Below are 12,929 nucleotides of genomic sequence, written 5' to 3' on the forward strand. Positions count from 1 at the left end.
AAGACATTCTTCATCGTGTTTTTTTATTAACCTGCGATTATGTTCGCTGATTTAATGGCACTCGATAGCGTGGATTTGATGCTGACGTGATCAAAAGACAGCCCAAGCTGTACTGCGGTTTGGGCAATTTCCGGTCTTAACCCGGAGATTGTGGTCTTTACGCCGATCAGGCTTAGCGCTTCGATCAGCTGGAATAGCTTATGGGCTACCATTGTATCGATCATGACTACGCCTGAAAGGTCAAGAAACAGCTGGCTGACGCCTAATTTATTGCATTGCTGCAGTGTATTTTCAAGCATGATTTTCGCTCGTGCTGTATCAATATCCCCGACAAGCGGCAGAAGTGCGATATTTTCTGTCAAAGAAATGACCGGGGAGCTGAGCTCAAGGATTAAAGCCTGCTGAGCCTGCAGCCTCTTCTGGGAATGGTTATTATACTCTTCCGTGAACCAGGTAACTATTTCCCCAATGGTTCTGATGATCATCCTGCGCCATAAGGCGATATGTTTGTCATCATATTGGCCCTGATTGATTTCAAGGAACTGCTCAAGCAGATTCAAATACTGTTCCTGAGTGTTAAAGAACTCCTTGTGAATCATCTCAAGAGGTGTGCGGAGATGTTCATCATCCTGCGCCACATTGACAATCCAGACTTCCAAATCATTAAAGAAGGATTCTTCATCTTTATGGAACACTTCGGAGAACTTCTTGTGAAATTCGTAATTTTGCTTTTTTACGCCTTCGATCACAGCGGGGTCTTCCGAGGCATACACTCCGCCGCTCTCTTCTTTATTTACGCTTTTATACCATTCTTCAGTTAAATCCCACGTTTTCTCAAGGAAAAATTGATATAGATCATGATTACGATGCATGCCTGTCTCCCCTAACCGACTGTTCTTTCAATATCAATATTTTAACCGATGGGATATAAAAGTGTCGATTTTAAGCTCCTGGCTATTTCCCTGCTGTCCGGATACTGATGGTCTGCCCCTGTTCCCGGAAGCATTATGCTCTATGCGGAAGCTAGGATATGAAGGATGATGGCAGGTTTCGCGTTTATTCAACAATTTACTTTTCAATCAAACGTTTGATTGAAATGACCTGAAAGCACTTTCCCATCTGATCTTTCCCCGGGAAATAGCTGCAGGAATTGTCGTCTGCACTGCTGGTCTTTCGACAAAAAAAGACCATTCCCCTTAGCGGAGAATGGCCTTTCCCTTTATACTTTATACTGCCTGCTTTTGCTGTTCCTGCTTCATTAATTTCATTTCACTGATGGCTTTCTTAGCCTTATTTTCATCAAACTCATTTTCGCTCTTTGCTACAACCATTGTTGCGATTCCATTTCCAATCAGGTTCACGATCGCTCTTCCTTCACTCATGAAGCGGTCTACGCCAAGAAGAAGCGCCAATCCTTCAAGAGGAATAACCTGAAGGGCTGCAAGCGTGGAAGCCAATACGATAAATCCGCTGCCTGTTACACCTGCTGCACCTTTTGAAGTCAGCATGAGCACTAATAAAATGGTAACCTGCTGGCCGATTGTCAGATCCACTCCGAACACCTGGGCTAAGAAGACAACCGCCATGGACAGGTAGATGGATGTCCCGTCCAGGTTGAAGGAATAGCCGGTTGGAATGACAAGTCCAACTACTGATTTGGAGCAGCCGATGCGCTCCATTTTATCCATCATTCGCGGAAGCACTGATTCTGAAGAACTGGTACCTAATACGATCAAAATTTCATCTTTGATGAACTTCAGATAATTCCATAAGCTGAATCCGTACATTTTGCAGATGATGTTCAAAACAACAAAGATAAATAAGAACATGGTCACATACACGGAAATCATCAGTTTGCCAAGCGGTACAAGTGAGGCCAGTCCGAAATGCCCAATTGTATAGGCCATGGCTCCAAATGCTCCAAGCGGGGCTGCCTTCATGATATAGCCGATGATTTTAAAGAAGACCAATGATAGCTTATCCAAAAATTCAATGACGGTTTTGCCTTTTTCCCCAAGAGCCGCCAAGCCGACACCGAATAGAACAGAAAAGAATAATACCTGCAGGATATCGCCTTTTGCAAAAGCATCCACCATGTTGGAAGGAACAATATGTGTCACAAACTCAATCCAATTAATGCCCTCTCCGCCATTGGCTGTGTACTGTGAAACATCTCCTTTTTCCAATTCATTAAAGTTCAGTCCTGCACCTGGTTTAATGACATTAACGACCATCAGGCCAATCATTAAAGCAAGTGTAGTAACAATCTCGAAGTATATGAACGCTTTTCCGCCCACTTTGCCGACTTTTTTCATATCGCCCATTTTAGCGATTCCAAGGACGATGGTCAGGAAAATAATTGGGGCGATGACCATTTTGACTGCGTTGATAAAGGTGTCGCCGACCGGCTTCATTTCTTTACCGACTTCCGGCCAAATCAGCCCGACCATAACACCGATAAAAATAGCCGTTAACACCTGGAAGGTTAAATTCTTATAAATCCGCTGCTTCTTCACTTTTATCCCAGCTCCTTTTTCTAACTATTCATTCTATTAGAAATGATAGCGTTTTCAGAGAAATGAGAGAAGTTTATGGTCATAACGGATGTTTTGTTCATTTTGGTCTCAGGGAATGCAACTAAACGATGACATACCGATTCACAGGTCTGCCCACGCCTCCGTACTGCACATCCAGCCGGATTGCACCGCTTTTTTCAAGATAATCAAGATAGCGGCGGGCGGTGACTCTGGCAATGCCGATGCCGTTCGCGACTTCTTCGGCAGAGCGGGGTTCGGTCTGCTGTTTCATGAAAGCAGTAATTTCATTTAAAGTGAATTCATTTAGCCCTTTCGGCAGAACATTTACTTCTTTTTTCACCTGCCTGGCATAAATCAGGGCATCAAGCTGCTCCTGTGATAATGTGCCCGATTCCTTCAGGCTCTCTCTGTAATGTCGGTATTTTTCGAGGGCCTGCTGGATCCTGTTCAGCTTAAAGGGCTTGATAATATAATCCCTGGCGCCGTTTTGAAGCATCAGCTTAATGGTTTCCTTATCCTTTGCAGCGGAAACGACGATGACATCAGAATCGAGGTGCTGCTTTCTGAATTCCTGCAGAGTTTGAATGCCATCTTTCTTCGGCATAAAAATATCTAAAATCACCAGATCAGGCTGCAGCTTTTTCGCCAGGGCAATGCCTTCCTCCCCATTCCCGGCCGCAGCAATGATTGTAAAGCCGGGCACACTTGCAATAAATTCCTTATTCACTTCCTGGACCATTGGGTCATCTTCAATCAGCAGCACACTGATTTCTTCATTAACCGCCATGTAATTCTCCCTCCGCTTCCATCGGAAAAGTAATCGTAAAAGAAGTTCCTTCATTGGGGCCAGTTGATACCTCGATCGCTCCTCCGCCTTTTTCTGCAATTTGTTTGACAAGGTAAAGCCCGTAGCCTGTCCCGCCAGATTTATTGGCGGTAAATCCTTTTTCATATATTCTCGGCAATATCGCTTCCTCTATCCCGCTGCCGTTATCTTCCACCAGCACCGCACAAATCTCATTCGTCTGTTCAATGCTGATGTCAATTTTTCTATCTTCACGTTCACTATGCTCAAAAGCCCCGAAAGCATTCTCAATCAGATTGCCCAGCAGCAAAACAAAGTCATGGTGATCCAGGTTGCTCGGAAACTCCTCCAGATTGCTGTTTGGGTCGATAACCACCGTGATGCCCAATTCCTTGCCGCGCCGTACTTTGCTTAATAAAAGCCCTGCAATGGCATCATTCCTAACTTTATCACTGAGGAAATTCGAAAGGTTCTCCTGTTCTTCAGATGCATCAAACGTCAGCTGGAGTGCTTTATCGGCTTTTCCTAACTGAATCAATCCGGCAATGGTGTGAAGCTTGTTCATATGTTCATGGTTCTGCACCCTGAGCGCCTCAACAAAGCTTTTTACACCGGTCAGCTCTTCGGCCAGTTTCGTAACTTCCGTGCGGTCCTGGAAGATGGCCACAGCTCCAATCTTCTCATTGTCTTTCCGGATGGGAATTCTGGTGCTCAGAATGACCTTTCCGCTTACAATGATCTGTTCGTTATAGACAGCACGATTACTTTCTACAATCTCGGGAAGCCTTGTGTCCTTTAGCACATCCCTAATTTTTTTACCTGCGACTTTGCCTGATACATTAAAAATTTTCTTTGCCTTTTCATTGAAAATCGTAATGTTTTCCTGGTTATCAATCGCAATTACACCTTCATTGATCGAGTGGAAAGTGGCTGTCCTTTCCTCCAGCATCCGTTTGATTTCATGGGGCTCCAGCTGAAACATCTGCTTTTTAATATGATTGGCGAGCATTAGAGAGCCGATCAGCCCAAATATGAGCGTCAAAAGCACAATGATGCTGATCTCGTCTGCCAGATTTGTGATAATCTCCGTAATCGAAGGGATCTTATTGCCGACAACAACCACGCCGATTTGATTGAGGCTTTCATCTTTAATCGGGATGAATGCGCGGATAAAGGTGCCGACGTCTCCCTCTGCCTTGGAAAAATATATATGCTCGGCAAAAGCCGGTTTCTCATCCTCACCTGATGATGGCCTGCCGATCAGCTCCCTGACCGGATGGGAATAGCGGATACGCTCCATATTCATGATCACGATATAGTCTGTTTCATTAATAATCCGGATTTCCTCTGCAACTTTGTTTACTGTCTTCCAGCCCTGCGGCTGCAGGATTCCTTTTTTTACATCTGACAGCTCTGCTACCGTTCTGGCGGTATTCATCGAGCGTATCCTCAGTTCTTTTTCTTCCTGCTCCTGGATGTTTGCGATCACGACCATCCCGCCAATCAATAGAGAAAAAATGACGACGGCATAAGACAGGATGGTAATCTTCCAGCGGATGGGCAGCTGATTCACAAGGGGTCCCTCCCTTCTGTCTTTACGGATAGAATTCTTGTAAGTATGATAACATTAATAGTTTTAAAAAGGAGGATTCAAATGAAAAGCTATATTCTCCTTGCCGGCATGGTTTTGCTGCTGGCTGCCTTCTTGGGCTATCGAAGCTTTTTTCCGGGGAAGAGATTCCCTACGATGATGACCAGGAAGGGCTCAAGGATCAAATTGTCTTTAAATTCAGCCATGTGGTGGCAGAAAATACGCCGAAGGGCCTTGCCGCTCAACGGTTTGCAGATCTTGTCGCCGAAAAATCGGATGGCCATATTAAGATAGAAGTGTTTCCAAACGGCAGCCTTTATTCTGATATTGAAGAAATCAATGCGCTTAAGGAAGGACAGGTTCACTTTATTGCCCCTTCCACCTCTAAGCTTGGGATGCTTTCGCCTAAGTGGGCCGTGCTGGATTTGCCCTTTGCCTTTCCTTCACGTGAGGCTGCACTTGAAGGCCTGAATGGGGATATCGGCAAGCAGCTGCTGGATTCTCTAAAGGGGGACGGCATTAAAGGGCTCGCCCACTGGCCTAATGGATTTAAGCAGATCACCACGAATAATGGGCCCATTCAAAAACCGGAGGATCTGAAAGGGCAATCCTTCCGTATTATGCAAAGTGATGTGATATCGGCCCAATTCAGCCGCCTGAAGGCAAAGACTATTCAGGATTCCTTCAATTCCACTTATAAGCTGCTGGAGGATGGTGAAGTGGATGGTGAAGAAAACACGGTTTCCAATATCTACTCAAAGAAATTTTATAACCTGCAAAAGCATATGACAATCAGCAATCATGGCTATCTGGGGTATGCGGTGATGATGAGCGGGAAGGTCTGGAATGAGCAGAGTGAGGAAACAAAGAAGATTCTGCTCGAGGCAATGGAAGAAACAACTGAATGGAATAGCCGGATGGCCTTTGAAATGAACGAAGAACTACTTGAAAAAATCAGGCAGAATTCCTCCATTCAGATACATGAGCTCACACCCGAAGAAAAAGGGAATGGCAAGATGTACTGGATCCCATCTATGAAGACTTCTCACAGGATATCGGGAAGAATCTGGTGGAAGAGATGAAGGAACTGCGGGGTAAATATGAATGAATGAAGGTGACAGGTACCTATACCAGTTGGCCGAAGTGGTATAGGTGCCTGTCACCCTTTGTTACAGCTTCTGTATGACTGCTACTTTAAGGTAGTCTCCTTCTTTGAATTCCTTAATGGTGCGGAAGTCTTCAGGAAGGGTGAATTCCTCCAGGATTTTGTAGCGGTCCCCTGTTTGTGCGAACGCTTTTTTGATAAAGTCTTTGAATTTCTTCATGCTGAATGTGCTGCAGTTGGATGAGGCCACAATGATTCCGTCTTTTTCTGTAATTTGGATTGCCTGAGCGAGCAGCTCCGGATAATCCTTTCTGGCGCTGAAAGTATGCTTTTTGGAACGGGCAAAGCTTGGAGGGTCCAGGATGACCATATCAAATTTCAGCTGTTTCCGAACAGCATATTTGAAGTAGTTGAACACATCTTCCACAATGATATCCTGTGCCTCAAAATCAATGCCGTTAACGCTGAACATTTCGATGGTTTTGCTTTTGCTGCGGTTGGCAAGGTCGACACTGGTTGTTTTCACTGCTCCCCCTAATGCGGCAGCAGCTGAAAAAGCGCCCGTATAAGAGAACGTGTTAAGTACCGTTTTTCCATTTGAATACTTGTCCCTGATCGTCTTCCGTACATGCCTCTGATCAAGGAATACACCAACCATGGCCCCATCATTCAAATAAATGGGAAACCTGATTCCATTCTCCTTCACCATCAGCGGAAAAGATGCCCGTTCCCCTGCTGCAAAATCATCGTCCTCTATATAAGTGCCCTTTACAGCAAACCGTTTCTTTTCATACAATCCTTTTACATCAGCACTGTTCATGAATGCCTGAATCACCGTATCCCTGAACGTATAAATGCCTTCACTGTACCAGCTGATCACATAAAAGCCATCATAATAATCAATCGTGATGCCTCCGATTCCGTCTCCTTCTCCATTAAAAACACGAAAGGCGGTTGTATTGGGATCATGGAACAGAGCTTCACGTCTTCTTAACGATTCTTGGAATTTCTTCGCAAAAAATGCTTCATCAAAGGTTTCCTGAGGATTTCGCGACAGTATCCAGCCCCTGCCTTTATTCTGCTTTCCATAATATCCTTTGCCGATAAACCGGCCGCTCTCATCAGTCAGCTCAATGACCGCACCCTCTTCGATGTTCTTCGGAATCCGCTGCACCGACTCCTCCGTCACAAGCGGATAGCCATCCCTAAAACTATTCTTATATTTAGAAGCCGCGATTAATTTGATAGCATTACTCATAAATTCACCCAATCATTTTGTTAGTATAGCTATCATTGTAACATTAAAAGTGACAGGTACCTATACCACTTGGATGAAGTGGTATAGGTACCTGTCACCATCTTTCTAATTTATTATCATTCCCGGATAGGCACGGGCATAGAATAGAGAAGGTTAGGGGTAAAGGAGGATGCTCGTATGCTGATTCGCCATCAGATGGTGGATAAAAAAGATGTCCGGTTTTGTGATGAAACCTTTAATTTGGAACAGGCACTGCAGTTTTTAAATAAAACTGGCTACCGCTGTGTCCCTATTCTGGATGCCGCACATACAAAGTTTGTCGGCAATATTTATAAGGTTGATATTTTAGAATATAAGGAAAATCATTCTTTGGATGAACCGATTACGGCTCTGGCTAAAGACCAGCAGACTATAATTGATGAGGATGACTCCTTCATGAAAGCCTTTTTCACGCTGAAGAGATATCCTTATCTGCCGGTTGAAAATGACCAGGGGCAGTTTGTCGGATTGCTGACACATGCGGCCGTACTGGAGCTGCTGGAGGAAGCGTGGGGACTGAACCGAGGCAGCTATACGCTGACTGTGGGAAGCTATGGCACACAGGGAACATTGAAAAAGATAAGCAGTATTATCAGTAAATACAGCGATATCCAAGGAGTCATCTCACTGGATTCATCCAACTTCCATGTCAGTCTGATACGCCGTATCCTTTTTACATTGCCGAAGGATACGACAGAAGAAACTTTAGATAAAATCAAGAAAGAACTGGACACAAATGGATTCCGTGTGATCGGAGTCGAGTGTCATAATGGAGAATGCTGATAAAGTGAAACTTCAATCAGTGGGGGGTTCCTTATCCCCCACTGATTGTTAGTCGCGTTCTAGTGTCGCTAAGATCTCCGCTAGCGCTTCGATCAATCGACACTACGAACCCGATTGGTTCAACTAAGCCTCTGCCTGCGCCTCGGCAAGTTTCACTGTATCTCACCAATCGGGCCTTTACATTATAAAGCGAGGCGACTTGCCTTGGGGTGACAAGCATAAGACGAGCAGATGGTGGGGAGTGCTTTTCTTCCCATCAGCTGATTGGCTTATGACCTCGAGCCCCTAGGAGCCGCAGCTAGATCGGGCAGTTTGACCCCCACTTATCCTCCTTTGATTACTCTAAGTCTTGAAGCGGGGGGCTTACTGCCCGTTAGACTGCGATAAAAGATGAAAAGCCGTTCCTTGATGGAGCGGCTTTTTCTTACCTTTGATTCCTATGAAAGAATTCCTGGTACCCGTAAATAATCCATGCGTAAGAGGTGAAGAACAGGAAAATATGGATAGGCTTGAATTTTACGAGCTTATACAAGTTAAGTCTTTGATACAAGTAGTTTAGCGGGTATGCAAACAGCAGATCCATGATGGCATTTACTGCCAGGTACTTCTTGAAACTGCCGAAGGTGAAATGGAAGATCCATAGGGTCCCGATAAAGAATGGGCCCATTATGAAGGTCAGGTCATTGATAAGTTTCTTGAAGTGTCCGCCTTCCACAGTCCACCATTTAAAGGGTATGGCCAGTGTGCTTAAAATTAACACTAAAATCCCTGCAAAAACCGAAACGGTTGAAAATTTATTAAATGACTTCCTGGGCAGAAAGAATATGGTCAGCCACGGAATGACCAAATGAAGCAGCCTGATCGCTGTAGTTGCTTTCATATAAAAATCCCCCTTCTTCCATATTGTGGTTTAGGGGGATATGAATTATTCTCCATTTTTTTATTAAACAGCTGATTCCACCTTAAACATTCCGTCCATCTTCCTCACGATCTCTTTTCCAATCTCTATGGACGCCGTCGCGGCCGGAGACGGTGCATTTAAAACATGGATGGAGCGTTTGCTGGGCACAATGAAAAAGTCATCGACTAATGAACCATCGTCCTTCAAGGCCTGAGCTCTGACACCGGCAGGCCCGGGAACAATATCATCCTTCTGAATGTCCGGCATAAGCTTCTGGACATTTTTCATGAAAAGCTCTTTGGAAGCAGAGCGGATCATTTCTTCCACTCCCTCCTTCATATATTTCTTTGCGAGCTTCCAGAAGCCTTTATAAGCCATAACCTCCATCAGGTCTGCCACATTCAGGTCCGTCTTTTTATAGCCCTCCCTTTTAAAGCTTAGAACGGCATTTGGCCCCACATCAATAGCTCCGTTAATCATGCGGGTAAAATGAACCCCAAGGAACGGGAAGTTAGGATTTGGCACAGGATAGATCAGATTTTTGACGAGACTGCTTTTCTCCGGCTTGAGCATGAAATACTCGCCCCTGAATGGCACGATTTTAACATCCGTTTTCAATCCGGCAAGCTTGGCAATCCGGTCTGACTGCAGTCCGCCGCAGTTTACATAGTAAGCTCCCCTTACCTCTCCCCTGCTGGTCTGGACAATTACTTCCTGAGCTGTTTCGTCAATGGCTGATACTTTATGATTCAGCAGGATGTCCCCGCCTTTTGCTGTAATGATCTCAGCCATTTTTTCCGAAACCTGCTTATAGTTGACAATGCCGGCCATTGGCACATGAATGGCCTTTTTTCCGTTCACATGCGGCTCGATTTCATGCAGCTCACCCTGATCGATCATTCTGATTCCAAGGCCGTTGTCCAGCCCGCGCTGATATAAATCGTCCAATAGCGGCAGCTCGAAATCTTCGCTCGCGACAATGACTTTCCCGCAGATATCCACTTCAAGCCCATGCTTCCGGCAAAATTCTGTCATGGACTCACTGCCTTTTTTGGCAAGCCTGGCTTTATAACTGCCGGGTTTATAGTAAATTCCTGAATGGATGACACCGCTGTTATGGCCTGTCTGATGCGCCGCCACATGGCTTTCTTTTTCCAGGATGGCCACTTTTGCTGATGGAAACCGTTTCAGCAGCTCCATTCCTGTTGACAGGCCGACAATGCCCCCGCCAATAATGATGTAATCGTACATGCTCCTCCACCCTTTCTCTTATTTATGATCAAACCCGCAGGCTTCTGCCAGTAATTCGATGATATGGACCACACGCACCTTATCCTCAAGCCCCTCACGTTTCACCCCGAGGCACATCTGCAGATGGCAGCCAGGATTGGACGTGACGATGGTATCAGGCGAGATGCTATGGACGTGTTCCATTTTGGCGTCGAGTATTTCCATGGACACTTCATAGTGAACAATATTATAGATTCCGGCCGATCCGCAGCACATATCCGCTTTCGGAAGCGGAACATATGTAATGCCTGGTATGCTTTCAAGGAGCTGAACAGGGTCATCCGCCACCTTCTGCACATTTAATAAATGGCATGATGGCTGATAGGTCACAGCACCTGAGAGTTCCCGGCTGAAACTGATTCCGAGTTTGTTCAGTATTACACTTACATCCTTATTCTTTTGGGCAAACACCCTGGCACGCTCTGCCCATTCCGGGTCTTCTGCGAGAAGGTGATCATATTCAACGAGCATCGCACCGCAGCCGCCAATCGCATTAACCACAAAATCAAAGTTCCCTTTTTCAAAAGCCGCAATATTTTCCTTCGCCAATTTCCTTGATGTTCCCGTATCTCCGCTATGGTTCTGCAGCGCCCCGCAGCAGGTCTGTTCCTTAATTACGGTGACTTCGCAGCCGGCATGCTGAAGCAGCTTGATGCTGAGGTCATTGATTTTGGCAAAAAACACATCCATAATACAGCCTGTAAAAAAAGCAACACGGGCTTTCGGCTCGCGCTCTGGCAGAAGGATGCCTGTTCTCAGCTGTTTATTTGGCATTTCCACAGCAGGGGCTATTTCTTCAAAAGCACGAAGCTGTTCTGGAAGAATGCTGAGCGCCTTGCTTTTACGGGCAATCGAATCCATGCCTGTTTTCTGATAGGCCCGAAGTGAAGCTCTCATGGCTGACAGCAGTTTTTTATTCGGCAAGGCCTTCTGCAGAGCCATGTTCTCCACGAATGGAGATGGTGCTTCGGCCCTCTTTACTTGCTTAAAAGACTCGAGGATTTTCCCATATTGAACATTGGTTGGACATGCCGTCTCACAGGCGCGGCAGCCGAGGCAGAGCTCCATCGACTCGGTAATTTCATCGATGGTTATTTTTCCTTCCGCCGCCATTTGCACAAGATTGATCCGTCCCCGAGGAGAGTGACTTTCTTTTCCCATGCTGCCGTATGTGGGGCATGCTGGAAGACAATAGCCGCATTGGACACAGTCAAACGTTTCTTTATAGGCGAGCTGGCTAGTCATGGACTAACACCAGCCTCTGTCCTTTGTTCTCGGGAAAAATTTTGCCCGGATTCATAATGTTGTTTGGATCCCAAGCTTTTTTCATTCGTTTCATCATGTCCAGTCCAGCTTCCCCAAGTTCCATTTCCATAAACGGCGCCTTCATGGTTCCGATTCCATGCTCGCCTGAGAGAGTTCCTCCCAATTCAATCGCTGCGGTAAAAATCTCCTCCACCGCTTTTTCCACGCGCTTCATTTCTTCTTTGTCCTGTTTATCGGTAATGATATTCGGGTGCAAATTTCCGTCCCCTGCATGGCCGAATACGACTAAGTCGATTTCATATTTTGCTTTAATTTCCTGAAGCCTTCTGAACATCTCAGGTATCTTGCTTCTAGGAATGGTGGCATCTTCGGAAATTTTCGTCGGCTTTTTCCTCACAATGGCCGGCGAAACTAGTTTTCTCGCTTTCCATAGGTTCCCGGCGGATTCCTCATCCCTGGCAATGATCGCTTCCCTCGCCCCAACTTCCAGGCACACCTGCTTCACCTGCTCGCTTTCATCCCTGATGGCGATTGGATGGCCATCAAGCTCAATCAGGATAATGGCATCCACATCTGTCGGGAGCCCGATCGGCTGAAATTCTTCCACAGCCTGGATCGAAGCCTGGTCCATAATTTCCATTTTGGAAGGCAGGATGCCGGAAGTGAGCACAGCCGATATCGCTTTTCCGGCATCAATAATGTCATCAAAAATGACCATCATCGTTTGAGTGGCCTGCGGTCTTGGAATCAGCTGAAGAGTGGCCTCTGTGATGATGCCGAGCGTCCCCTCGGATCCAACAATCAGCTTCGTCAGGTCATAGCCTGTAACGTTTTTGACCGTCCGTCCGCCTGTCCGAATGATGTCCCCTTCCGGCGTGACGATCTCCAGACCGAGCACATAATCCTTTGTTACCCCGTACTTTAAACCGCGCGGCCCGCCTGCATTTTCAGCGAGGTTCCCTCCAATTGTGGAAACATGGGAACTGCTTGGGTCTGGGGATACATCAGCCCATAGCGCTGCGCTTCCCGGTCAATATCAGCTGTGATGACCCCCGGTGATACTGTTGCGACTGTATCCTCCGGGTCAATGATCAGCTTTTGGGTCCACCTGGAAAAATCAAGGACCATCCCGCCATGGACAGGGAGCGGACCTCCGCTCAGACTCGTACCCCTGCCTCTTGGATAGACGGGAATTTTCAGTTCATTGGCGAGTTTTACAATGCCAGCCGTTTCCTCTGTCGAAACCGGCTGCAGGATGATCTCTGGAATATAGGCTCCAAATGAGCCGTCGTATGAATAAGAAACCAGGTCCGCTTTTTCAAGCAGAATGCGTTTTTCTGATCCCATAATGCTT

The 12,929-nt window shown here is 46.0% G+C and carries 9 protein-coding genes and 2 pseudogenes; 2 read left to right on the plus strand and 9 right to left on the minus strand.

What is annotated here, in order from left to right:
- Nucleotides 1–26: 26 nt before the first annotated feature.
- The 4 genes from LLY41_RS19310 to LLY41_RS19325 all read right to left on the minus strand — a co-directional run bounded on the left by LLY41_RS19310 (nt 27) and on the right by LLY41_RS19325 (nt 4,915).
- Nucleotides 27–872 carry an STAS domain-containing protein gene (locus LLY41_RS19310; RefSeq protein ID WP_095244282.1) on the minus strand — a complete coding sequence of 282 codons (846 nt, stop codon included), beginning with the start codon at nt 870–872 and terminating at the stop codon, nt 27–29.
- Between the two features lie 354 nt (nt 873–1,226).
- Nucleotides 1,227–2,516, minus strand: coding sequence for a C4-dicarboxylate transporter DctP (dctP, locus tag LLY41_RS19315; RefSeq protein WP_095244281.1), 1,290 nt, complete (start codon nt 2,514–2,516; stop codon nt 1,227–1,229).
- A gap of 121 nt (nt 2,517–2,637) precedes the next feature.
- A complete protein-coding gene (locus LLY41_RS19320; protein WP_095244280.1) occupies nt 2,638–3,324 on the minus strand; it encodes a response regulator in 687 nt (228 codons plus the stop codon).
- The gene (locus LLY41_RS19325) at nt 3,314–4,915 is read right to left on the minus strand and encodes an ATP-binding protein (protein ID WP_095244279.1); all 1,602 of its coding nucleotides are present in this window, start codon (nt 4,913–4,915) and stop codon (nt 3,314–3,316) included. Before LLY41_RS19325 ends, LLY41_RS19320 begins: the two co-directional genes overlap by 11 nt.
- A gap of 53 nt (nt 4,916–4,968) precedes the next feature.
- Here LLY41_RS19325 and LLY41_RS19330 point away from each other — a divergent pair.
- Nucleotides 4,969–6,041: pseudogene (locus LLY41_RS19330) on the plus strand (TRAP transporter substrate-binding protein).
- 61 nt (nt 6,042–6,102) lie between these two features.
- Here LLY41_RS19330 and LLY41_RS19335 read toward each other — a convergent pair.
- The gene (locus LLY41_RS19335; protein ID WP_095244277.1) at nt 6,103–7,296 is read right to left on the minus strand and encodes a class I SAM-dependent rRNA methyltransferase; all 1,194 of its coding nucleotides are present in this window, start codon (nt 7,294–7,296) and stop codon (nt 6,103–6,105) included.
- A gap of 177 nt (nt 7,297–7,473) precedes the next feature.
- Between LLY41_RS19335 and cbpA the strand changes: the two genes are divergently transcribed.
- Entirely contained in the window at nt 7,474–8,118 is a 645-nt protein-coding gene (gene cbpA, locus LLY41_RS19340) for a cyclic di-AMP binding protein CbpA (RefSeq protein ID WP_095244276.1), read from the plus strand.
- Between the two features lie 424 nt (nt 8,119–8,542).
- Here cbpA and LLY41_RS19345 read toward each other — a convergent pair whose 3' ends face one another.
- From LLY41_RS19345 to LLY41_RS19360, 4 genes and pseudogenes are all read right to left on the minus strand, one after another.
- Entirely contained in the window at nt 8,543–8,998 is a 456-nt protein-coding gene (locus LLY41_RS19345; protein WP_095244271.1) for a hypothetical protein, read from the minus strand.
- A 63-nt stretch (nt 8,999–9,061) separates the two neighbouring features.
- Nucleotides 9,062–10,270: an L-2-hydroxyglutarate oxidase gene (lhgO, locus tag LLY41_RS19350; RefSeq protein ID WP_095244270.1), complete on the minus strand. Its 1,209-nt coding sequence runs from the start codon at nt 10,268–10,270 to the stop codon at nt 9,062–9,064.
- Nucleotides 10,271–10,288: 18 nt separating this feature from the next.
- The gene (locus LLY41_RS19355; RefSeq protein ID WP_304586236.1) at nt 10,289–11,554 is read right to left on the minus strand and encodes a (Fe-S)-binding protein; all 1,266 of its coding nucleotides are present in this window, start codon (nt 11,552–11,554) and stop codon (nt 10,289–10,291) included.
- Nucleotides 11,547–12,922 (minus strand): annotated as a pseudogene (locus LLY41_RS19360) (FAD-binding oxidoreductase). The gene LLY41_RS19355 and the pseudogene LLY41_RS19360 overlap by 8 nt, the downstream one beginning before the upstream one ends.
- Between the last annotated feature and the right edge of the window lie 7 nt (nt 12,923–12,929).

The organism is Cytobacillus firmus (assembly GCF_023612095.1).
In the GTDB taxonomy this organism is placed as follows: Bacteria; Bacillota; Bacilli; order Bacillales; family Cytobacillaceae; genus Cytobacillus.